Origin of the sequence: Streptococcus henryi DSM 19005 (assembly GCF_000376985.1) — a bacterium.
Taxonomy (GTDB): domain Bacteria; phylum Bacillota; class Bacilli; order Lactobacillales; family Streptococcaceae; genus Streptococcus; species Streptococcus henryi.
The window spans coordinates 24,957-47,500 of the sequence record NZ_AQYA01000034.1 but is presented as its reverse complement, the minus strand read 5'-3'; the positions used below and the strand labels follow the sequence as shown (position 1 = coordinate 47,500).

The 22,544-nt window shown below is 38.0% G+C and carries 19 protein-coding genes; 14 read left to right on the top strand and 5 right to left on the bottom strand.

The window, feature by feature from the left end; translation table 11 throughout:
• Positions 1-450 precede the first annotated feature (450 nt).
• Genes F601_RS0107320 through leuD form a run of 5 tightly spaced genes read left to right on the top strand, consistent with a single transcriptional unit; the run spans position 451 to position 5,322 of the window.
• Positions 451-2,013: a 2-isopropylmalate synthase gene (locus tag F601_RS0107320; protein ID WP_018165018.1), complete on the top strand. Its 1,563-nt coding sequence runs from the start codon at positions 451-453 to the stop codon at positions 2,011-2,013.
• A 12-nt stretch (positions 2,014-2,025) separates the two neighbouring features.
• On the top strand, positions 2,026-3,060 hold the full coding sequence (leuB, locus tag F601_RS0107315) for a 3-isopropylmalate dehydrogenase (RefSeq protein ID WP_018165017.1): 1,035 nt from the start codon (positions 2,026-2,028) through the stop codon (positions 3,058-3,060).
• Positions 3,057-3,329 (top strand): DUF1294 domain-containing protein, encoded by a 273-nt coding sequence (locus tag F601_RS0107310; RefSeq protein ID WP_018165016.1) that lies wholly within the window; start codon positions 3,057-3,059, stop codon positions 3,327-3,329. The genes leuB and F601_RS0107310 overlap by 4 nt, the downstream gene beginning before the upstream one ends.
• A gap of 1 nt (position 3,330) precedes the next feature.
• Positions 3,331-4,719, top strand: a complete 1,389-nt coding sequence (leuC, locus tag F601_RS0107305) for a 3-isopropylmalate dehydratase large subunit (protein ID WP_018165015.1) — start codon at positions 3,331-3,333, stop codon at positions 4,717-4,719.
• Between the two features lie 12 nt (positions 4,720-4,731).
• Positions 4,732-5,322, top strand: coding sequence for a 3-isopropylmalate dehydratase small subunit (gene leuD / locus F601_RS0107300; RefSeq protein WP_018165014.1), 591 nt, complete (start codon positions 4,732-4,734; stop codon positions 5,320-5,322).
• A 104-nt stretch (positions 5,323-5,426) separates the two neighbouring features.
• On the opposite strand, the gene F601_RS0107295 is transcribed toward leuD, so the two are convergent.
• A complete protein-coding gene (locus F601_RS0107295) occupies positions 5,427-7,187 on the bottom strand; it encodes a glycerophosphodiester phosphodiesterase (RefSeq protein ID WP_018165013.1) in 1,761 nt (586 codons plus the stop codon).
• A 124-nt stretch (positions 7,188-7,311) separates the two neighbouring features.
• On the opposite strand from F601_RS0107295, the gene F601_RS0107290 reads away from it, so the two are divergent.
• Genes F601_RS0107290 through F601_RS0107280 form a run of 3 tightly spaced genes read left to right on the top strand, consistent with a single transcriptional unit; the run spans position 7,312 to position 9,908 of the window.
• On the top strand, positions 7,312-7,809 hold the full coding sequence (locus F601_RS0107290) for a GAF domain-containing protein (protein WP_018165012.1): 498 nt from the start codon (positions 7,312-7,314) through the stop codon (positions 7,807-7,809).
• A complete protein-coding gene (gene dnaX / locus F601_RS0107285) occupies positions 7,809-9,485 on the top strand; it encodes a DNA polymerase III subunit gamma/tau (protein ID WP_018165011.1) in 1,677 nt (558 codons plus the stop codon). The genes F601_RS0107290 and dnaX overlap by 1 nt, the downstream gene beginning before the upstream one ends.
• Positions 9,486-9,524: 39 nt before the next feature.
• Positions 9,525-9,908 carry a hypothetical protein gene (locus F601_RS0107280; RefSeq protein WP_018165010.1) on the top strand — a complete coding sequence of 128 codons (384 nt, stop codon included), beginning with the start codon at positions 9,525-9,527 and terminating at the stop codon, positions 9,906-9,908.
• A gap of 102 nt (positions 9,909-10,010) precedes the next feature.
• Here the strand turns inward: F601_RS0107280 and F601_RS0107275 are convergent, their stop codons facing one another.
• A complete protein-coding gene (locus tag F601_RS0107275; RefSeq protein WP_018165009.1) occupies positions 10,011-11,000 on the bottom strand; it encodes an L-lactate dehydrogenase in 990 nt (329 codons plus the stop codon).
• Between the two features lie 182 nt (positions 11,001-11,182).
• Here F601_RS0107275 and gyrA point away from each other — a divergent pair, with 182 nt between their 5' ends.
• From gyrA to F601_RS0107245, 6 genes are all read left to right on the top strand, one after another.
• Entirely contained in the window at positions 11,183-13,648 is a 2,466-nt protein-coding gene (gene gyrA / locus F601_RS0107270) for a DNA gyrase subunit A (RefSeq protein ID WP_018165008.1), read from the top strand.
• Between the two features lie 13 nt (positions 13,649-13,661).
• Positions 13,662-14,405, top strand: coding sequence for a class A sortase (locus tag F601_RS0107265; RefSeq protein ID WP_018165007.1), 744 nt, complete (start codon positions 13,662-13,664; stop codon positions 14,403-14,405).
• Between the two features lie 76 nt (positions 14,406-14,481).
• Positions 14,482-14,895, top strand: coding sequence for an SMU1112c/YaeR family gloxylase I-like metalloprotein (gene gloA2, locus F601_RS0107260; protein WP_018165006.1), 414 nt, complete (start codon positions 14,482-14,484; stop codon positions 14,893-14,895).
• A 15-nt stretch (positions 14,896-14,910) separates the two neighbouring features.
• The gene (locus tag F601_RS0107255) at positions 14,911-15,258 is read left to right on the top strand and encodes a bacteriocin immunity protein (RefSeq protein ID WP_018165005.1); all 348 of its coding nucleotides are present in this window, start codon (positions 14,911-14,913) and stop codon (positions 15,256-15,258) included.
• Between the two features lie 74 nt (positions 15,259-15,332).
• The gene (locus F601_RS0107250; RefSeq protein WP_018165004.1) at positions 15,333-16,301 is read left to right on the top strand and encodes a DUF1002 domain-containing protein; all 969 of its coding nucleotides are present in this window, start codon (positions 15,333-15,335) and stop codon (positions 16,299-16,301) included.
• 296 nt (positions 16,302-16,597) lie between these two features.
• The gene (locus F601_RS0107245; protein WP_018165003.1) at positions 16,598-17,857 is read left to right on the top strand and encodes an NRAMP family divalent metal transporter; all 1,260 of its coding nucleotides are present in this window, start codon (positions 16,598-16,600) and stop codon (positions 17,855-17,857) included.
• A gap of 62 nt (positions 17,858-17,919) precedes the next feature.
• On the opposite strand, the gene F601_RS0107240 is transcribed toward F601_RS0107245, so the two are convergent.
• From F601_RS0107240 to nrdE, 3 genes are all read right to left on the bottom strand, one after another.
• Positions 17,920-18,633 carry a DUF554 domain-containing protein gene (locus F601_RS0107240; RefSeq protein ID WP_018165002.1) on the bottom strand — a complete coding sequence of 238 codons (714 nt, stop codon included), beginning with the start codon at positions 18,631-18,633 and terminating at the stop codon, positions 17,920-17,922.
• Between the two features lie 230 nt (positions 18,634-18,863).
• Positions 18,864-19,826, bottom strand: coding sequence for a class 1b ribonucleoside-diphosphate reductase subunit beta (nrdF, locus tag F601_RS0107235; protein ID WP_026183149.1), 963 nt, complete (start codon positions 19,824-19,826; stop codon positions 18,864-18,866).
• Positions 19,827-20,329: 503 nt separating this feature from the next.
• A complete protein-coding gene (nrdE, locus tag F601_RS12450) occupies positions 20,330-22,489 on the bottom strand; it encodes a class 1b ribonucleoside-diphosphate reductase subunit alpha (protein WP_018165000.1) in 2,160 nt (719 codons plus the stop codon).
• Positions 22,490-22,544: the final 55 nt, after the last annotated feature.

The window sequence follows — 22,544 nt, the reverse complement described above, 5'->3', positions numbered from 1 at the left end:
ATTGATATTTTAGACTTTCTTATAAAAAATATATTCATTTTTCAGTAAATGCCTAAAAGGAATCCATTTTCGAATCAACGGTATTTTGAAAAGAATTTTAATAATATTTCCTCTATTAATAAGTAATTCATAATATGCTTTTATAGAATCCAATTGTAAATGATATTTTTGAAAAAAAATATTAAAGGTTGCTATTTTCAGAAAATTCATCATTTTCCGAGCTTTTTCTATTGACAAAATTATCAGAAAATTATATTATGTTTACAAGTAACATCGAAAGGAAGAAGTCAAATGACATTCGCAACTATGACAGTTTTACTATTGCGTAATGAGGGCTAGTGCAGCAGCATTAGTCCTGTTTGGCTTACCAAGCGGGAGAAAAACATCTCGCTTGGTGGTGAGATGTTTTTATTTTAATCTTTTTGATTTCAATCTTAGAAAGAGGTCCCTATGCGTAAAGTTGAATTTCTTGATACCACTCTTCGTGATGGCGAACAAACACCAGGTGTAAACTTTTCAATTAAAGAAAAAGTTGCCATTGCTAAACAATTGGAAAAATGGGGAATTTCCTCAATTGAAGCTGGATTCCCAGCTGCAAGTCCAGACTCTTTTGAAGCTGTAAAACAAATTGCAGCTGTTATGAAAACAACAGCAGTTTCCGGTTTGGCTCGTTCTGTTAAATCCGACATTGATGCCTGCTACGAGGCAATCAAGGATGCAAAATTTCCACAATGTCATGTTTTTATTGCAACAAGTCCTATTCACCGTGAATACAAATTGAAGAAATCTAAGGAAGAAATCCTAGACATCATTACTGAGCATGTTACTTATGCTCGTACAAAGTTCGATGTTGTTGAATTCTCACCTGAAGATGCAACTCGTACGGAACTAGATTATCTTCTCCAAGTTGTGCAAACAGCAGTTGATGCAGGTGCAACTTACATTAACATTCCAGATACAGTTGGTTTTACAACACCTGAAGAGTATGGATATATTTTCAAATATTTGATTGAAAACACAAAATCTGATCGTGAAATCATCTTCAGCCCTCACTGTCACAACGACCTTGGAATGGCTACAGCTAACACGCTAGCTGCTATTAAAAATGGAGCTGGTCGTGTTGAAGGAACTCTTAATGGCATCGGTGAGCGCGCTGGTAATGCTGCGCTTGAAGAGGTAGCGGTAGCACTTAACATTCGTGAAGACTACTATCAAGCCAGTTCAGATATCGTTCTTAATGAAACTGTAAACACTTCAGAAATGGTTTCTCGATTCTCAGGTATTCCAATTCCAAAAAATAAAGCAGTTGTTGGTGGAAATGCCTTCTCTCATGAATCAGGTATTCACCAAGATGGCGTTCTTAAAAATCCACTTACTTATGAAATCATTACACCAGAATTGGTTGGGGTTAAGAAAAACTCATTGCCTCTCGGTAAATTGTCAGGTCGTCATGCCTTCGTAGAAAAACTCAAGGAACTTGAGCTTGCCTTTGAAGAATCTGAAATCGCTCTGCTATTTAGCAAATTTAAAAAATTGGCAGATAAGAAACATGATATTACTGACGCCGATGTTCGCGCGCTTGTTGCTGGAAATGATATTGAAAATCCAGAAGGATTCCACTTTAAAGACTTGAAACTTACTTCAAACGCTGATGAAACAGTAACAGCTGAAGTCTTCATGATTAATAATGACGGTGAAGAAGTAAATATTATTGCAAATGGTAAGGGGTCTGTTGAGGCTGCCTACAATGCGATTGACAAATTCTTTAATCAAACGGTTAAATTGCTCAGCTACACTATGGATGCTGTAACGGATGGTATTGATGCCCAGGCGCGTGTTGCTGTTTCAGTTGAAAATGTTGATACAGGAACAATCTTTAATGCTGCCGGTATTGAATTTGATGTTATGAAGGCTAGTGCCATTGCATATGTCAACGCCAACGCTCTAGTACAAAAAGAAAATGCTGGAGAGATTGGTAAAGCAGTCTCATTCCGCGATATGCCTAATGCTTAGAAAGTAAATAAGATGAAAAAAATTGTAACTCTAGCTGGAGATGGAATCGGTCCAGAAATCATGTCTGCTGGTCTTCAAGTTCTCGAAGCTGTAGCTCCAAAAATTAACTTTGAATATGAACTAGATGCAAAGCCATTTGGTGGAGCTGGTATTGATGCTGAAGGTCATCCACTACCACAAGCTACACTTGAAGCAGCAAAGGAAGCAGATGCTATCTTACTCGCAGCAATTGGCGGTCCCAAATACGATAAGGCTTCAGTTCGTCCGGAACAAGGTTTGCTTGCTATCCGCAAGGAATTAAATCTTTTTGCCAATATCCGACCTGTTCGTATCTTTGATGCCCTTAAACATTTATCACCACTTAAGGCAGAAAGAATTGAAGGCGTTGATTTTGTTGTTGTTCGTGAATTAACAGGTGGTATCTACTTTGGTGAGCATATTCTCAACGAAGATTCAGCTCGAGATATTAATGACTATTCTGCTGAGGAAATCCGTCGTATCATGCGTCGTGCCTTCATTATTGCACAAGGACGAGGAAAAAAAGTCACAAGTATTGACAAACAAAATGTCCTTGCAACTTCAAAATTGTGGCGTAAAGTGGCAGATGAAGTGGCTACAGAATTCCCAGATGTCACTTTAGAACATCAATTGGTTGACAGCGCAGCTATGATTATGATTACTAATCCAGCTCGTTTTGACGTCGTAGTGACAGAAAACCTTTTCGGAGACATCTTATCTGATGAATCATCAGTTTTGCCTGGTACTCTTGGGGTTATGCCATCGGCTAGTCACTCGGAAGGTGGACCAAGCCTTTACGAACCAATTCATGGCTCTGCTCCAGATATTGCTGGTCAAGGCATTGCTAACCCAATTAGCATGATTTTATCAGTTGCTATGATGCTTCGTGAAAGCTTTGGTGAAAATGCTGGCGCTGAAATGATTGAGAATGCTGTTGATAAAACTCTTAATCAAGGTATCTTAACACGTGATTTGGGCGGTCAAGCTAGCACTGCTGAGATGACAGCAAGTATTATTGCAAATCTATGAGTTTAAAAAATAGCATTTTTCTAGTTCTAGCAGTCTGGAATTTTATTGTATTCTTTATCTACGGTTTAGATAAAAATAAGGCTGAGCGCGGTGCTTGGCGTATTCCAGAAAAAGCATTATTGCTAGAAAGTATTTGTTTGGGCGGACTTGGAGCATTTTGTGGTGGTAAAGTTTTTCACCATAAAACCAGAAAGTGGTATTTCCAAGTTTGCTGGTATCTAGGTATTATTATAGATGCCGTCTTTGTTTATTTAGTTTGGAGAATGTAGTATGAGCGGAAAATCAATTTTTGATAAACTTTGGGAACGCCACGTCGTGACAGGTAAAGAGGGTGAGCCACAATTGATGTATGTGGACCAACACCTTATCCATGAAGTAACAAGTCCTCAAGCCTTCCAAGGTCTTAGAGATGCTGGTCGTAAAGTCCGCAGACCTGATTTGACTTTTGGAACAACTGACCATAATGTGCCAACGGTTGATATTTTCAATATCCGTGATTTAATTTCAAAAAATCAAATTGATACTCTGGCTCGTAATGTTGAAGAGTTTGGTATTGATGCTGCAACCCACGGAACAGAACGTCAAGGGATTGTACACATGGTCGGTCCAGAAACTGGCCGCAGTCAGCCTGGTAAATTTGTTGTTTGTGGCGATAGCCACACTGCGACTCACGGTGCTTTTGGAGCTATTGCCTTTGGTATTGGGACATCTGAGGTTGAGCATGTCTTTGCAACTCAATGTCTCTGGCAAGTAAAACCTAAGAAGATGAAGGTTGAATTTGTTGGAACACCACAAAAAGGAGTTTATTCAAAAGACTTTATCCTTGCACTCATCGCTCGTTATGGGGTTGATGCTGGTGTTGGCTATGCCGTTGAATATTGTGGTGAGGCCATCGATGCTCTTTCCATGGATGAACGCATGACTATTGCTAATATGTCTATTGAGTTTGGTGCTAAAATGGGCTTGATGAACCCTGACCAAAAAACCTATGACTATGTTGAGGGCCGTGCATGCGCTCCTAAAGGTGAAAAATTCGCAGAAGCAGTTGCTGATTGGAAAACTTTGGTTTCTGATCCAGATGCAGAATACGACAAGGTTATCACGATCGATGTTTCTGAATTAGCACCTATGGTCACTTGGGGAACTAACCCAGAAATGGGTGTTGAGTTTGACCAACCATTCCCAGAAATTAAAGATATGAATGATGAGCGTGCTTATCAATACATGGATGTTAAACCTGGTGATAAGGCAGAAGATATTGATCTTGGTTATGTCTTTATCGGTTCATGTACTAATGCCCGTCTTTCTGACCTTGAGTTAGCAGCAAAATTTGTTAAGGGCAAACACATTGCACCAACTTTGACAGCCATTGTTGTCCCAGGTTCTCGTCCGGTTAAGAAAGAAGCAGAGCGTCTCGGTCTTGATAAGATTTTCATGGATGCTGGTTTTGAATGGCGTGATCCAGGATGTTCAATGTGTCTTGGTATGAACCCAGACCATGTTCCCGAAGGTGTACACTGTGCCTCAACAAGTAACCGTAACTTTGAAGGTCGTCAAGGTTACGGAGCTCGTACTCACCTCTGCAGCCCAGCCATGGCGGCAGCGGCAGCTATTGCCGGCAAATTCGTTGACGTTCGTCAGATGCCAGAAGTTCAGTAAAGGAGAGAGACAATGGAAAAATTTACCGTTTATACAGGGAAGTCTGTCCCTTTGATGAATGACAATATTGACACTGACCAGCTTATTCCTAAGCAGTTCTTGAAAGCTGTTGATAAAAAAGGCTTTGGTAAGAACTTGCTCTTTGAATGGCGCTATCTTAATGATAATTACGATGAAAATCCGGATTTCGTCTTCAACAAACCTGAATATCGCGATGCTACCATCTTGATTTCAGGAGACAACTTTGGCTCTGGTTCATCTCGTGAGCATGCGGCTTGGGCACTTGAAGATTATGGTTTCCGTTGTGTTATCGCTGGTTCTTTCTCAGATATTCATTACAATAATGAATTGAAAAATGGTATGTTGCCAATCGTTCAACCGCTTGAGGTTCGTCAAAAATTGGCTGCGCTACCTGCAGGTGAAGAAATTACGATTGACCTTCCAAATCAAGTCATCAAATCATCAGCAGGTGATTTTAACTTTGATATTGATGCTGAATGGAAACGTAAATTGGTAGAAGGTCTGGATGACATCGGCATCACCCTACAATATGAAGACTTGATTGCAGCCTATGAAAAACAACGTCCATCTTATTGGCAATAATTACTTTGCTTTTCTCTTAATCAGAATAATAAGAAATTAAAAAAGAACAGACTTTTTGTGAATGTTGAAAGTCTGTTCTTTTTGTAATTTCTAACATAGTCGAATTAGAAAATATCAAGTTGCTGTTGTACATAGAGGGATAGGATGTAAGAGTAATCCAAATTTTCTTTGACATCAGTCAGAAGGGAATTGAGTTCTGTTAAATTATCAGTAATCATGCCATCAACATTTAAGAGCATCATTTTCATCATGCTATCTTTATCATTGGTTGTCCAGGCATAAACTGATTTTTGATTAAACCAAGAACGAACGAGAAAGTTTTGGTCTAAAGATGAGTACTCCATAGTGTAGCCATCAGCCATAGTTGTCGGATAGATGGAATTGAAGGGGAGAATGAAGAAGGACACTAATTGTTTATCATATTGTTTGACTTCAACGATTGTCTTGTAATCAAGGGATTGGATTTGATGACCTTTTGCTAATAAGCGTTTGCCATATCTTTGCAGGAAGTTATGTGTTAAGCTTGCAGAGTCTTGCTCAGTCACTTTAATTTCCACAAGGAGTTTTTGGCCAAGTTCATCGGCCTTATCTAGATAATCTGAAAAGGAAACTACAGGGGCTGACATGCCATTTTCAGAAGCCGTCATTTGAGTTAATTCCTTTAGGTTATAATCATGGGTACCGCCTGGATTTCCTGTCAGATTAGCAATTTCAGTGTCATGCATGACTACAAAGTTACCGTCTTTAGTTTCTTGAATATCCATTTCGACATAATCTGGTTTCAGTTTTGCTGTTTCCTGCAGAGCCTCTAGGCTGTTTTGCACCCCGTTCTCATTATTCACACCCCGGTGGGAAATGGTCACAGGAACTGTTGTAAAGGGGCTGTAGAGATATAAGATGCCTTGAGTCATGAATACCAGCGCAGAAAGTGTCATAATGGTTAAGCGCAAGCCATGATGCAGACGCTGACGGTGATAACTTGGTAAGTGTTCACCCGTCAATAGACCGACAAACTTAATCATAAAAACAGCGATAGCAGAATAATAGGCTAATTGAATGAAAGTGAAGTTGATGATAGCTATTGGCAGAGCAAATACTTGCGGTAAATTATCAGCTAAAATTTGCAGGCCTAAGAAAAAACCAGATAAGACAGCATAGGTTAAAAAGGATTGTAGGAGCACCCACAAGAGCTGGAAAAAGTACTTCCATTGCTTTGCACCTTTGGTCTTTTCTAGGGAAAATCGCAGAGCTTGAGCGACCGATTTTTGTTCAAAAAAGATTTGCGGTAAAGCATACATGAGTCTTGAAGCTATCCAGAAAAAAATGATGACTGAAGAGGATATCAAAATTGCTAAAAGCATGGAATTTTGTGATAGATAGTCAAGAATAAACTGAGGAATTAGTAACTTATTGTAGTAATAGATATTTAAAATTCTCTTCAAGAAAGGGAAAAGGACAACTGAAAAGAAGAGTACAAAGACAATTTTACTTAGATTTGTCGATTTCATTACGACCGTCATACCTTCTTTAATATCAATAAGGTAATCCCTAAAACGCTTGACCTTCTTATCTAGGAGTTGCCTAATACTTACAAAAATGAGTGCCATCTGCAAATATGCGATTAGAATATTTGCAAGGAAAAGTAGGAGAAAAAGTACCGTCACCCACCACTTTTCCATAAAGACTTGTATGATATTGCTTGACGATAGATAAACATGGCCACTTAAAGCTAGGATTTCCTCAGATGCCCAAGAGTTAAATGGAATCCAGAGTATTTCCATAAAGATGAAAAGGCTGAAAAAAAGCGTTAAAATTTTATCTAGATTAAAGTATATTTTTTGAAACTCTTTATATAAATATTTCATAAATTAAGTGTGCCACAATTGCTTTATAAATGCAATTTCTTGCTGGGATTAACCAAACTAATCCACTGAATTAATTAATGTTATAAATTCCCTCAATATGTGTTTTTTTGATATAATAGGTAGTATGGAAAAACAAGAAAAAATCTCAAATTATGAATTAATGTTAGCGCAGGCAAATGCATTATTTGCTAATGAATCAAATGCACTAGCTAATTTATCTAATGCTAGCGCACTTTTGAAGACAACCTTGCCAAACTCTGTTTTTACAGGTTTCTATTTATTTGACGGGCAGGAATTGATTTTAGGGCCTTTCCAAGGTGGTGTGTCTTGTGTACATATTGCTTTGGGTAAAGGGGTTTGTGGTGAAGTTGCTGAAAAACGCGCAACTATGATTGTTGATGATGTGACAAAACACGCCAATTATATTGCCTGTGACTCAGCTGCCATGTCTGAAATTGTTGTACCCATGGTTAAAAACGGTAAGCTAGTGGGCGTCTTGGATTTAGATTCTCACTTGGTTGCAGATTACGATGCTATTGATCAAGAATACTTAGAACAATTTGTAGCTTTGCTATTAGATAAAACGTATTGGAATTTTGACAGGTTTGGAGTAGAAATTTAATGTATCAAGCTTTATATCGAAAATATCGTAGTCAGACCTTTGATGAGATGGTTGGACAGAATGTTATTTCTACGACCCTAAAACAAGCTGTAAGCTCAGGAAAGATTAGTCACGCCTATCTTTTTTCTGGTCCTCGAGGGACTGGTAAAACTAGTGCAGCTAAAATCTTTGCAAAAGCAATGAACTGCCCAAATCAGGTCAATGGCGAGCCGTGTAATCAATGTGATATCTGTCGTGATATTACAAATGGCAGTCTAGAAGATGTTATCGAAATTGATGCGGCCTCAAATAATGGTGTTGATGAAATCCGTGACATTCGTGATAAGTCAACCTATGCGCCTAGTCGTGCCAAATACAAGGTTTATATCATTGACGAAGTGCACATGCTGTCGACTGGTGCCTTTAATGCCCTCCTTAAAACTTTGGAAGAGCCCACTGAAAATGTTGTATTCATTTTGGCAACAACTGAATTACATAAAATTCCTGCGACGATTCTTTCGCGTGTTCAACGTTTTGAATTTAAATCCATTAAATTACTGGCTATTCAACAGCATTTAGTTTCCGTTCTTGAAAGTGAAGGCATTTCTTATGAAAGTGATGCGCTTGCTCTGATTGCTAGACGAGCAGAAGGTGGGATGCGTGATGCTCTGTCAATTTTGGACCAAGCACTAAGTTTGACAACTGATAATCAAGTTTCATTGGCAGTTGCTGAAGAAATCACAGGTTCTATTTCACTTTCTGCACTGGATGATTATGTGTCCAATGTTCGCAATCAGCAGACTAGTAATGCCTTGGCAAATCTGGATACAATCTACGAGAGTGGAAAGAGTATGGGACGATTTGCTACTGATTTGCTTACCTACTTGCGAGACATTTTAATTGTTCAAACTGGGGGTGAAAATACCCATAGCAGTCCAATTTTTGAAGAGAATTTAATTATTAGCCAAGAACTGATATTTAGAATGATTGATCAGGTAACAGAAAGTTTACCTGAGATTAAAAATGGTATTCAACCTAAAATCTATGCTGAAATGATGACTATTCAGTTATCAACACTGCAAGACTCACAGGCAAGCACCCAAGAAATACCAGAAGGGCTAGCAACTGAATTGGAAAGTCTCAAAAATGAAGTTAAGGCTCTTAAGACGCAATTGGCAAATATTGATAGCCTTCCAGCGACAAAAACTACAGTTGCACCCAAAAACAATGCTGGCTTTAAATTCAAAGTTGATCGAGTCAAAATTTTGAATATCATGGAAGAAACTGTAGTTGACAGTCAACGTTCAAGAGAATACCTTGATGCACTTAAAGCAGCCTGGAATGAAATATTAGACAGCATTTCTGCACAAGACAGGGCTCTCTTACTTGGTTCGGAGCCAGTGCTGGCAAATAGTGAGAATGCTATTTTAGCTTTTGATGCCGCCTTTAATGCCGAACAAGCTATGAAACGTGCTGATTTGAATGATATGTTTGGTAATATCATGAGCAAAGCAGCAGGTTTTTCTCCAAATATATTGGCTGTCCCAAGAAAAGATTTCAATGACATTCGTTCAGAGTTTGCTCAAAAAATAAGGAAGCAAAAGCAAGAAGTCGAGCCTGAGGAAGAGACCGCAGAGGTTGCGATTCCTGATGAGTTTGATTTTCTAGCAGAGAGAATCAAAGTACTTGAAGATTGATTGAGATGAATTTGAGAGAATACCAGAAAGAAAGGACAAATGATGAAAACACTTGGAAAAATCATTAAAAAGTATCCTGAACAAGCCTTATTATTTCTCTTTAATACGGGAGTGTTTGCTTGGTTGCAAACGACAGGTAGCTTTATAGCTGCTAAGTTGGGTTTTAAATCAATACAAACAGAGGTTTTATTAAGTTACATTCCGGCATGGTTGAGAGTATTAGCAGGCGATTCTTTGGAAAAATTGCAGAGCTTCTTTGGTAGTTATGCATTAGCTTGGTTGGCTATCTCAATGATTCTGGCTATTGTCATAAGATTTATAAAAGGAGTTGTTAAATTTGTTATCTTTGTTGCCATAATTCTAATTGGCGCACTGCTTATTTGGCAAAATCAATCGATATTGAAAAATTTGATGCAATTTTAGTAAAATAAAAACCTTCCAATTTCAGTAAGAGTTGGAAGGTATTTTTATAGGTTCAATGACAAGAAAAAATCCAATCATTTTGATTGGATTTTTCAGTAGCTATTATTGTTTAGAAGCTGCTTGGAAATCTGGATTTTTCCATGCTTCGTCGATGATAGCTTTCAATTCTTTAGCAGAAGCTTGCATTTTTTGAGTTTCAGCGTCGTTCAATGGGATATTGATTGGACGTACAATACCATGTGCACCGATAACAGCTGGTTGACCGATGAAGACATCGTTAACACCTTCGTATTGACCATCTTGGAATACAGAAAGTGGAAGTACTGCATTTTCGTCATCAAGGATTGCTTTAGTAATACGAGCAAGCGCAACTGCGATACCATAGTATGTAGCACCTTTTTTGTTGATGATTGTGTAAGCAGCATCACGTACACCTTCAAACAAGTCAATCAATTCTTCAGCGTTAAAGTTTTTAACATCTTTCAAGAAGTTTTCAAGGTTAACACCTGCAACGTTAGCGTGTGACCATACAGCAAATTCTGAGTCACCGTGTTCACCCATGATGTATGCGTGAACTGAACGAGCATCAAGATCAAGTTTTTCAGCAAGAGCTTGACGGAAACGAGCAGTATCAAGAGAAGTACCTGAACCGATAACGCGCTCTTTAGGGAAACCTGAGAATTTCCAAGTTGAGTAAGTCAAAACGTCAACTGGGTTAGCAGCAACCAAGAAGATACCTTTGAATCCTGATTCAACTACTTGAGTAACGATTGATTTGTTGATTGCAAGGTTTTTACCAACAAGATCAAGGCGAGTTTCACCTGGTTTTTGTGGAGCACCAGCAGTGATAACTACGACATCAGCGTCAGCACAGTCAGAATATTGTGCAGCGTAGATTTTTTTAGGTGAAGTGAAGGCAAGAGCGTGGCTAAGGTCAAGCGCATCACCTACAGCTTTTTCATGAAGTTGTGGAATTTCGATAATACCAAGTTCTTGAGCGATTCCTTGGTTAACCAATGCAAATGCATAAGAAGAACCTACGGCACCGTCACCAACAAGGATAACTTTTTTGTGTTGTTTAGTTGCAGTCATTTCTAAACATCTCCCTTTATTTTTTTGGGTTCGCACCCATACAACTTTATTTTAACACGATATGTTAAATATGTCACGAAATAAATTTGAAAATTTATGAAAACGGTGATGTTATTGAGAAAAAATTACTTATTTATGGTATAATATAATAGAGTTTTAGACTAGAAAAGGAGCATTGCTTCATGCAAGATAAGAATTTAGTAGACGTTAATCTGACTAGCGAAATGAAAACAAGTTTCATTGATTATGCTATGTCAGTTATCGTTGCTCGCGCTCTTCCAGATGTGCGAGATGGATTGAAGCCTGTTCACCGACGTATTTTGTACGGGATGAATGAGCTAGGTGTTACTCCAGACAAGCCCCATAAGAAATCAGCCCGTATTACCGGGGATGTCATGGGTAAATATCACCCTCATGGTGACTCTTCAATTTACGAAGCCATGGTTCGTATGGCACAGTGGTGGTCTTACCGTCATATGCTAGTTGACGGTCATGGTAACTTTGGTTCAATGGATGGAGATGGAGCAGCCGCTCAACGTTATACTGAGGCCCGAATGAGCAAAATTGCTTTGGAAATGCTTCGTGATATTAATAAAAATACGGTTGATTTCCAAGATAACTATGATGGTTCTGAACGCGAACCTTTGGTATTGCCAGCCCGCTTCCCTAACCTTCTAGTTAATGGTGCAACAGGTATCGCCGTTGGTATGGCGACGAATATTCCACCACACAACTTAGGTGAATCTATTGATGCAGTTAAGTTGGTTATGGATAATCCAGAGGTGACAACGCGTGACCTCATGGAAGTCTTACCTGGACCTGATTTCCCAACCGGTGCTTTGGTTATGGGGAAATCTGGAATTCACCGCGCATATGAAACTGGTAAAGGCTCAATTGTCTTGCGCTCACGTACTGAAATTGAAACAACTAAATCTGGTCGTGAACGTATTGTCGTAACCGAATTCCCATATGGTGTTAATAAAACTAAGGTCCATGAACATATTGTTCGCTTGGCGCAAGAAAAACGTGTAGAAGGTATTACAGCAGTTCGTGACGAATCAAGTCGTGAAGGTGTCCGTTTTGTTATCGAGGTAAGACGTGATGCCTCTGCCAATGTTATTTTGAATAACTTGTTTAAATTAACAAGTCTTCAAACAAACTTCAGCTTTAATATGCTAGCCATTGAAAATGGCGTTCCGAAGATTCTTTCTCTCAAACGTATTATTGAAAATTACATTGAACATCAGAAAGAAGTTATCGTCCGTCGTACGCGTTTTGATAAGGAAAAAGCTGAAGCTCGTGCTCATATTTTGGAAGGTTTGCTAATTGCACTTGATCATTTAGATGAAGTTATCGCAATTATTCGTGGCAGCCAAACAGATGCAGAAGCACAAGCTGAGTTGATGAGTCGATTTGAGCTTTCAGAGCGTCAAAGTCAAGCTATCTTGGATATGCGTCTTCGTCGTTTGACTGGATTAGAACGTGACAAGATTCAATCTGAATACAATGACTTGTTAGCACTTATTGCTGACTTAGCTGATATTTTAGCAAAACCTGAACGTGTCATTACAATCATCAAAGAAGAAATGGACGAGATTAAACGTAAATATGCGGATGATCGTCGTACAGAATTAATGGTTGGTGAAGTCCTCTCTCTTGAAGATGAAGATCTAATTGAAGAAGAAGATGTCCTCATTACTTTGTCTAACAAAGGTTATATTAAACGTCTTGCTCAAGATGAGTTTCGTGCTCAAAAACGTGGTGGGCGAGGTGTACAAGGAACCGGTGTTAACGATGATGACTTTGTCCGTGAATTAGTATCTACAAGTACACACGATACTTTGCTTTTTTTCACCAATATGGGACGTGTATATCGTCTTAAGGCATATGAAATTCCTGAATATGGTCGTACGGCTAAGGGGCTTCCGATTGTAAACCTTTTGAAACTTGATGAAGGTGAGACAATCCAAACTATTATAAATGCTCGTCGTGAAGACGTTAAAGATAAATTCTTCTTCTTCACAACAAAACAAGGTGTCGTTAAACGCACTAGCGTTTCTGAATTTAATAATATCCGTCAAAATGGTCTTAAAGCTTTAAATCTTAAAGAGGACGACGAACTTATCAATGTTCTTCTTACTGATGGCAACGATGATATTATTATCGGAACACAATCAGGCTACTCAGTGCGTTTCAATGAAGAAGTTGTTCGAAATATGGGACGAACAGCAACTGGTGTTCGAGGCGTTAACTTGCGCGACAATGACAAAGTTGTTGGTGCTTCACGTATCACTGATCAGCAAGAAGTTCTTGTTATCACTGAAAATGGGTATGGTAAACGCACTTCGGCAGCCGAGTATCCAACAAAAGGTCGCGGTGGTAAAGGTATTAAAACAGCCAATATTACTGAGAAAAATGGACCACTGGCTGGTTTAGTGACTGTAAATGGTGATGAAGATATCATGGTCATCACAGATACAGGTGTTATCATTCGTACTAATGTTGCTAATATTTCTCAAACAGGTCGTGCAACACTTGGTGTTAAAGTTATGAGACTGGATCAGAATGCTAAAATTGTTACTTTTGCACTTGTTCAACCTGAGGAAAGTGAAGAAGTAGGCCCTCAGTCTGATACTGAAACGGAATAGATTTTGAGTTAATATGGCTAAAATAAAAAAGAAAAGACATCGCATTCTTAATGCACTGCGAATTACAATTTTCAGTCTTTTGATTATTCTTGGACTTGCGCTCATCTTTAATAAGGCTATTCGAAATTTTATTATAGGATGGAATTCTAATAAATATCAAGTAACCAATGTCACTACAGATGATATCAAAGAAAATGAAAAAGCTGATACGACCTTTGATTTTGATGCTGTTGAATCTTTATCTACTGAGTCGATTTTAGAAGCCCAATGGAATGCGCAAAACCTTCCAGTTATTGGTGGAATTGCTATTCCAGATGTCGGTGTTAATCTACCAATTTTCAAGGGGCTTGGCAATGTAGAGCTCTCTTATGGTGCTGGTACCATGAAGGAAGATCAAGTAATGGGCGGAATGAATAACTACGCTCTTGCAAGTCATCATGTTTTTGGTTTAACAGGTTCATCTAATATGCTATTCTCGCCCTTAGAACGTGCTCGAGTTGGGATGAAGATTTACTTAACTAATAAGGAGACCGTCTATACATACGTTATTACTGGAGTTGAATCTGTAACACCTGATCGCTCCGATGTTATTAATGATGTATATAATCAGAGCACAGTCACACTGGTGACATGTACAGATGCGGATGCAACAGAGCGAATTATCGTTTATGGAAGCTTAGAGAGCTCTGTAGCTTATGATGACGCTCCAAAAGAAGTAGAACAAGCTTTTAACGTATCATACAATCAAATTAGATAAATCTAAGGCTGGGCTTCTGTCCAGTCTTAATTTTCTTATAAATACATTTATAAATTAAAATTCTGGGAGGACCCATATGAAAATAAATGCAGTTCATCACGTTGCGATTATCGTATCTGACTATGAAAAATCAAAAGATTTTTATGTTAATAAACTTGGATTTGACATTATTCGAGAAAATCATCGTCCTGAGCGACATGATTATAAACTTGACTTAAAGTGTGGACCTATTGAACTTGAGATTTTTGGAAATAAGCTGAGCGATCCAGAATACGTAGCACCGCCAAAACGAGTAGGACGACCAGAATTCGACAGAGAAGCCTGTGGGCTTCGCCATTTAGCATTTTACGTTGATGACGTTGATGCTTATAAGGCTGAATTAGAGGCTATGGGGATTTATGTTGAACCGATTCGCTTTGATGATTATACTGGTAAAAAGATGACATTTTTCTTCGATCCCGACGGTTTACCATTGGAATTACATGAATAAGATGAGGAAATGATTATGACAGAAGAAATTGAAACAATTAAAAAACATATTCATCAACTTTATAATAGTTTGATGAAGAAGGAAAATAAAAACTCTGCTTTACTTGACATCTGTGATGTATTATTGCGTTGTTACCAGATAGTTGATCAAGAAAAGTATCCTGAAAGACTAATTAATCGTTTAGTTAACTACATTTATGTCCTTGGTCATGATAATCATATTGGCTTTTATGATGATGATGCAGTTTCCTTGAGATATTTAGCCAATGTTGGAAAAAGAGCCGGTATCAATGGAGTTTATCGTGCAAATATAACGGATAAAAGTCAGTTTTACGGACTTTTTGATGACATTCCAAAACATTAATTGCAGTTTTTTTCAGACTCTCAAGTATTGAAATGTTATAATAGTATCTCTCAAAGAAAGGAATATATTAAAACATGAAATTACGTCATTTATTTTTATCAGGACTTGTTGTAATAACTACTGTACTTTCAGCTAGCACAGCTTTTGCTGCGACAAATACTGTCCAAGAGGTTATTGATGAAACCTATGTTCAACCTGAATATGTGCTCGGCTATTCTTTAACGGAAGAACAAAAATCTCAAACTTTGGGTATTTTGGGATATGATAGTGATAAGGATACAAAAGTTAAGACTTTGACGACAACTTCTTATGCAAATATCATGAATGTAGCTGATGACTCGAGTTTACAACTGTATTCATCTGTAAAAATCCAAAAATTAGGTTCAAAAGAAACCCTAACGGTTGATATCTTAACGCCTGAAAACATCACTAAAGTAACTCAAGACATGTATAGAAATGCTGCAGTTACGTTGGGGATTGAACACGCAGCAATTACTGTCGCGGCACCAATTCCTGTTACGGGGGAGAGCGCATTAGCTGGGATTTACTATTCTTTAGAAGAAAATGGTGCTCAGGTCTCTGATGAAAGCAAATCTTTGGCTCAAGAAGAGTTAACTACTCTGGCTACTATTAATGCTGATAACGAAGCGACTGAAGGCTATGATGCTGATAAGCTTAATGTAGCCTTAACAGATATTAAAACTGCAGTAGCAGAGGCTGGTTCTGGGGTGACTGAAGAAGAAGTTCGTCAGATTGTTGAGGACACTTTGAGTAATTATCAACTCAAAAATGTACTGTCTGCTGAACACATTAATTTAATTATTAATTTTGCTATTAATTTATCTAAATCAAGCATAATTGATAGTAGCAGCTTTAAATCAAGTCTTGCATCTTTAAAAGATAGTATCGTTTCAAATGCAAGTTCAACATTTGAAGGGATTAACTTGAATTTCGACGCAAGTAGTGCTATTGAATCTGGTAAGGGATTCTTTGCTAATATTTGGCAACAAATCGTAGATTTCTTTAAACAATTCTTCTCATAACATGATTAGGAGACTCAGGTTACTGGGTCTTCTTTTATGGTTGTTTGAATGACCTTTGATGCGTCGTCGCTATCGAATTGTCCTACTCTAGTTGGGTGAAAGATATCTCTTCGAGGCCAAGTTCCAAGAGTCTGTAGATAGACTCCTGGAACTATCTACGCTACTATATTACCAAGAATGACCTTTCATGATTTTTTCTGAAAATTCTATTGACAATTTTTAGGGTAGAGTGTAAAATAATCGTTATAAATTCAAAAAAGTCAGAAAATTTGTTGTTTTCATAGAAAGAGGTTCTTATGAACGAGAGTATGACATCTGCGTCAACTTGGCGTACTAAATTAAAAGCTATGGGTCCAGGTATCCTAATGGCTTCAGCAGCAGTTGGGGGTTCCCACATTGTTTCTTCTACACAGGCAGGAGCTCTGTATGGATGGCAACTTGCGGTTCTTATTCTTTTGATTAATCTCTTCAAATATCCATTTTTCCGTTTTGGGTCTCAATATACTGCTGAAAATGGTAAAAATCTTATTGAAGGTTATGCTGAGCGTGGGAAAATCTCTCTTATTATTTACTTCTTGCTGAATATCTTCTCAGCTGTTGTTAATACAGCAGGGGTTGGTATGATTTGTGCGGCAATCGTTTCAAACTTCTTCCCTAACGCACTTGGTTTGAATGCCTCTCAATGGACAGCTATTATTATTGTTATCATCTGGGGAATGCTTTTGATTGGTGGATATCGCTTCTTAGATAGCCTTTCTAAATGGATCATGATTTCTTTGACTTTAACGACAGTTGCAGCGGTTATCATCGCACTCTTCAAAAATCATGAATATGCACCAGATTTTGTTATTACATCACCTTGGCAAATGGCTGCGCTACCTTTCCTTGTTTCTCTTATGGGATGGATGCCAGCGCCAATTGAAATTTCGACTATTAATTCACTTTGGTCAGTTGAAAAACGTAAGTTAGTAGAGTTCAATGAAGAAGACGCCCTATTTGACTTTAACACAGGATATATTGGAACAGCTATTCTTGCTTTCATTTTCTTGGCCCTTGGTGCTCTCATCCAATATGGTAACGGTGAAGAAGTTCAAGGTGCATCAGCAGCCTACATTGCTCAATTTGTTCAAATGTATGGATCAGCTTTAGGAAACTGGGCTAAGCCATTGATTACTTTTATTGCTTTTATGTGTATGTTTGGTACAGTTATTACTGTTATTGATGGTTATTCACGTGCCAATAACGAAGCACTTCGTTTGCTTTTAGGTCGTAAACAAAGTTCACAAAAAGCTCTTACGATTTGGATGACAATTACTTCACTTCTAGGTATTATTATTGCTTTTGCTTTTGCAGGCTCAGTTGCAACAATGCTTCGTTTTGCAATGATTGGTTCATTTATCACAACACCATTCTTTGCCTATCTAAATTACACCTTGGTAAATAACGAAAACCATAAGGTTGAAGGATGGCTTAAATGGCTATCAATCGCAGGTCTTATTTATCTCTTTGGTTTTGCAGCTTTCTTCATCTATGCATTTGTAACAGGAGCAGTTTAATTCTTTAGTCAAATGACTGGAAAAATATTAAAAAACGTTCGCCACTTAAGGCTGAACGTTTTTTAGATATAAGCAAGTAGAACGGCTATAATAATGGCTGGTAGTAGGTTAGCTACTCGTATTTTCTTGCCCCATACTAAATTGACACCAACACAGAAGATAAGGATTGAACCAATGAGCGAAATGTTTGCCAGAGCAATCTCTGTCATCAGTGGCTGCAAAAGCTTTGCAAGTAGCGTTATGCTCCCTTCGAAAAAGAAAACTGGAATAGCTGAAAAGGCGCAGCCTTTGCCCAAAGTACAAGTCATAACAAGGATGATAATAAGGTCGAGAACTGATTTGATTGCGAGTATAGAGTAATCTCCAAGAATTCCATCTTGAATAGAGCCGACAATAGCCATAGCACCTATGCAAACTGTTAGAGAAGCTGTTACAAAGGCGTTTACGAAAGTTGGGTCTTTCGAATTTCCAGTCTTTATTTTTAACCATTGACCGAAATTTTCAAATCTACTCTCGACATCAACGATTTCTCCGATTAGAGCTCCTAGAGCCAAGCAAGCGACTAATAACATACTTTTTCCACTAGAAATTACTCCCTTATCTATGGTCAGCATACATTCCATAGCACCAGCAATCCCAATAAAAAGAACGCTGATTCCTGAAGCAAGCATGAGGCCATCTTGGTGTCGTTCTTGTAAACGATGACCGAAGAAATTACCCAGAAAGCCACCAATAATAATGGCGGCAGTATTAATAAGTGTACCTGTTGCAAACATAATTTATCCTTTAAAATATGATATTTTCCATTATACGTTAAAGCAAAATATAGTCAAGTCTATTAAAATATAAAAAATATAAATAGGTGGAAAAAATTGATTGTTGCATAATTTATTTTCGTTTATAGTAGTTTTGTTCAGATGAAATTTTGATGAAAAAATCTTGCTGATATTAAAAAAGAGGTAGAAAACTCGTTTAGGGAGCTATTCTTCCTCTTTTTATCATTTAATTATAATCCAAAATTGTAGTCATCATCTTGCATGGCTTCAACAGTACCAAGAAGATAACCATTACCAACTTGAGAGAAGAAGTCGTGGTTAGAAGTACCAGTTGAAATACCATTCATAACAATTGGGTTAACGTCGTTAGCTGTATCTGGGAACAGTGGGTCTTGACCAAGATTCATGAGAGCTTTATTGGCATTGTAGCGCAAGAAAGTCATAACTTCTTCAGTCCAACCAACACCATCGTAAAGTGACTTGGTGTAGTTTTCCTCATTTTCGTATAATTGATAAAGAAGATCATACATCCAGTCACGGAATTCGTCTTGCTCCTCTTCAGGCAATTCATTGAAACCTAGTTGGAACTTGTAACCAATGTAGGTTCCATGAACAGACTCATCACGAATAATCAATTTGATAATCTCAGCCACATTAGCAAGTTTGTTGTTGCCAAGGTAGTAGAGTGGTGTGAAGAAACCTGAGTAGAAGAGGAAAGTTTCAAGATAAGTTGAGGCAACTTTCTTTTGCAAAGCTGTGCCATTTTCATAAATATCATTAATGATTTTAGCTTTGTTTTGCAAATATTCATTGCTATTAGTCCATTCAAAGGTATCTTCGATTTCTTTTTTAGTGTTTAAGGTTGAAAAGATTGAAGAGTATGATTTTGCGTGAACTGATTCCATAAATTGGATGTTGTTGAGGACAGCTTCCTCATGAGGTGTGCGCACATCAGCACGGATAGCTTCAACACCGGATTGAGATTGCATAGTATCAAGAAGAGTGAGTCCGCCAAATACTTTTCCAACCAAATCTTTTTCTTCAGCAGTAAGTTTGCGCCAGTCATCTAAGTCATTTGACAAAGGGATACGGGTATCAAGCCAGAATTGCTCAGTCAATTTTTCCCAAGTTGATTTGTCAATGACATCTTCAATTTCATTCCAGTTGATGGCTTTGTAATAAGTTTGTGACATGTTAATAGTGCTCCTAAGAGTTTTAATAATACTCAAGAAAAATCAAAAATCTAAATCTCCAGGATTGATTCTCTTTAAGTATAAGCTTATCTAATTATAACATAAAAGAAAGCTAGCCCAGCTGACAAGGCTAGCTTTGGAAAGTTGTAGCAGTGTGTTTGTAATCGTGCTCGAGCTAAGGACAGTGTGAAAAAGATAAGTCTCCTAGAAAATCAGGATTTTCTGTTGACTTCCTATTTTCACTATGTCCTCATCTTACGACGTGAGCAAACAAAATCGACATTATTTTGTTTGCGAGCTAGTAAGGTGGCTAGGAAAAGTTCAATAGAATTTTCCGTCTAGTCGCTAGCTACTTTGTTTCAGTGACTAGTGTCAGGTTACGACACGTAGAAAATGAAGTCGATATTACTTCATTTTCGGAGTTAGTGAGCCCCTTAGTCACTGACAATATAGTCAGTGACGTTCATTCATTAGGTGCTTTAGCACCAATGAATGATAGGGTCTTATATTACACAAGATTCACATTGGTTTGATCCGACTTCTTCACCATCATCAGTGTAGGTACGAACGTAGTAGATTGATTTGATGCCTTTGTTGAAGGCGTAGTTACGTAGGATTGAAAGATCGCGGGTAGTTTGTTTACTTTCTGTTTTCCATTCGTAAAGTTCCATAGGCAATTCACTACGAAGGAAGAGTGTCATTGAAAGACCTTGATCCACGTGTTCAGTTGCCGCAGCATAAACATCAATCATCTTACGCATATCCATATCATAAGCAGAAGTATAGAAAGGAATGGTGTCAGTAGAAAGTCCATTTGCAGGGTAATAAATCTTACCAATTTTCTTTTCTTGACGTTCTTCGATACGTTGCGTGATTGGATGAATAGAAGCAGAGCAGTCATTGATGTATGAGATAGAACCATTTGGTGCAACTGCTAAGCGGTTTTGGTGGTAAAGACCATCTTTCATAACAGCCTGACGGAGAGCTTCCCAGTCTTGAGCCTGAGGAATGAAATGACCTTCAAAGAGTTCTTTCACACGATCAGACTTAGGTACAAACTTGCCAGTGACATATTTATCGAAATAAGTCCCATCAGCATATTTTGAATTTTCAAAACCAACAAATGTCGTTTGACGTTCACGTGCAATATTATTTGATTCTACCAAAGTCCAGTAGTTCATGAGCATGAAGTAGATGTCAGTAAACTCAATTGATTCAGGACTTCCGTACTCGATATGATGTTTAGCCAAGTAAGAGTGAAGTCCCATAGCACCGAGACCAAATGTATGAGCCTGGCTATTACCATTTTTAACAGTTGGAACAGCGTCGATACTTGATGAATCTGTTACAAAAGTAAGAGCGCGTGTCATTGCTTTAATAGAACGACCAAAGTCAGGTGACGTCATCATGTTAAGGATATTAGTAGATCCAAGGTTACATGAGATATCTGTCCCCATCTTGATGAATTCTTGAGCGTCATTGATTTCGCTTGGTGTTTGAACCTGAAGGATCTCAGAACAAAGGTTAGACATGATAATCTTTCCATCGATTGGATTATGGCGGTTAGCAATATCGACGTTGACAATGTATGGGTAGCCAGATTCTTGCTGAAGTTTTGAGATTTCAGTTTCTAAATCACGAGCATTAATTTTAGTTTTTGTAATCTTTGGATTAGCAACCAACTCATCGTATTTTTCAGTGATATCAATATAACTGAAAGGTACGCCGTATTCTTTTTCAACGGAATAAGGACTGAAGAGGTACATATCTTCGTTGTTGCGAGCTAATTCGTAGAATTTATCTGGAACAGTAATACCAAGTGACAAAGTCTTAACACGTACTTTTTCATCAGCATTTTCTTTTTTAGTTGAAAGGAAGGCGATGATATCTGGGTGGAAGACATTTAGGTAAACAACCCCAGCACCTTGACGTTGACCAAGTTGATTAGAATAAGAGAAGCTATCTTCAAAAAGCTTCATAACTGGAACGACTCCAGATGCAGCTCCAGCATAACCCTTGATAGGAGCACCAGCTTCACGCAAGTTGTTGAGACTGATACCAACTCCCCCACCGATACGGGACAATTGCAGAGCTGAATTGATTGAACGCCCAATTGCATTCATATCATCAGTAACCTGGATAAGGAAACATGACACCAACTCCCCGCGACGGCTACGACCTGCATTAAGGAAAGATGGAGTTGCTGGTTGATAACGTTGATGAATCATCTCCATAGCCAAATCTTCAGCTAGGGATTCATTTCCATCAGCAAAATAAAGGGCGTTAAAAAGAACTCGGTCTTCAATGCTTTCAAGGTAGTATTCGCCATCATTTGTTTTAAGGGCATATTGTTGATAGAACTTGTAGGCAGCCATGAAAGACTTGAAGCGGAAGTCTTGAGAGTGTAACTGACGAGAAACTTTCTCGATAAATTCAGGTTTATATTTCTCGATAAATTCGCTTTCGATATAGTCATTCTCAATCAAATACTTAATTTTGTCTGTGATGCTATCAAAGGCCATAGTATTTGGTTTGACATTTTCAAGGAAGAAAGCACGAAGAGCTTCTTTATCCTTGTGTAAGGGAATCTGTCCATTAACTGGACGGTTAATTTCATTATTTAGGCGAAAGTAAGATACATCGCCGAGATTTTTAAGACTCATGAGATAATAATTCCTTTAAAAATAAGAAGTATTCCTATAGATAAATCTAAGAAAT

Coding starts and splice junctions, on each gene's coding strand:
- F601_RS0107320 (WP_018165018.1), top strand. CDS start 451: ATGCGTAAAGTTGAATTTCTTGATACCACTCTTCGTGATGGCGAACAA.
- leuB (WP_018165017.1), top strand. CDS start 2,026: ATGAAAAAAATTGTAACTCTAGCTGGAGATGGAATCGGTCCAGAAATC.
- F601_RS0107310 (WP_018165016.1), top strand. CDS start 3,057: ATGAGTTTAAAAAATAGCATTTTTCTAGTTCTAGCAGTCTGGAATTTT.
- leuC (WP_018165015.1), top strand. CDS start 3,331: ATGAGCGGAAAATCAATTTTTGATAAACTTTGGGAACGCCACGTCGTG.
- leuD (WP_018165014.1), top strand. CDS start 4,732: ATGGAAAAATTTACCGTTTATACAGGGAAGTCTGTCCCTTTGATGAAT.
- F601_RS0107295 (WP_018165013.1), bottom strand. CDS start 7,187: ATGAAATATTTATATAAAGAGTTTCAAAAAATATACTTTAATCTAGAT.
- F601_RS0107290 (WP_018165012.1), top strand. CDS start 7,312: ATGGAAAAACAAGAAAAAATCTCAAATTATGAATTAATGTTAGCGCAG.
- dnaX (WP_018165011.1), top strand. CDS start 7,809: ATGTATCAAGCTTTATATCGAAAATATCGTAGTCAGACCTTTGATGAG.
- F601_RS0107280 (WP_018165010.1), top strand. CDS start 9,525: ATGATGAAAACACTTGGAAAAATCATTAAAAAGTATCCTGAACAAGCC.
- F601_RS0107275 (WP_018165009.1), bottom strand. CDS start 11,000: ATGACTGCAACTAAACAACACAAAAAAGTTATCCTTGTTGGTGACGGT.
- gyrA (WP_018165008.1), top strand. CDS start 11,183: ATGCAAGATAAGAATTTAGTAGACGTTAATCTGACTAGCGAAATGAAA.
- F601_RS0107265 (WP_018165007.1), top strand. CDS start 13,662: ATGGCTAAAATAAAAAAGAAAAGACATCGCATTCTTAATGCACTGCGA.
- gloA2 (WP_018165006.1), top strand. CDS start 14,482: ATGAAAATAAATGCAGTTCATCACGTTGCGATTATCGTATCTGACTAT.
- F601_RS0107255 (WP_018165005.1), top strand. CDS start 14,911: ATGACAGAAGAAATTGAAACAATTAAAAAACATATTCATCAACTTTAT.
- F601_RS0107250 (WP_018165004.1), top strand. CDS start 15,333: ATGAAATTACGTCATTTATTTTTATCAGGACTTGTTGTAATAACTACT.
- F601_RS0107245 (WP_018165003.1), top strand. CDS start 16,598: ATGAACGAGAGTATGACATCTGCGTCAACTTGGCGTACTAAATTAAAA.
- F601_RS0107240 (WP_018165002.1), bottom strand. CDS start 18,633: ATGTTTGCAACAGGTACACTTATTAATACTGCCGCCATTATTATTGGT.
- nrdF (WP_026183149.1), bottom strand. CDS start 19,826: ATGTCACAAACTTATTACAAAGCCATCAACTGGAATGAAATTGAAGAT.
- nrdE (WP_018165000.1), bottom strand. CDS start 22,489: ATGAGTCTTAAAAATCTCGGCGATGTATCTTACTTTCGCCTAAATAAT.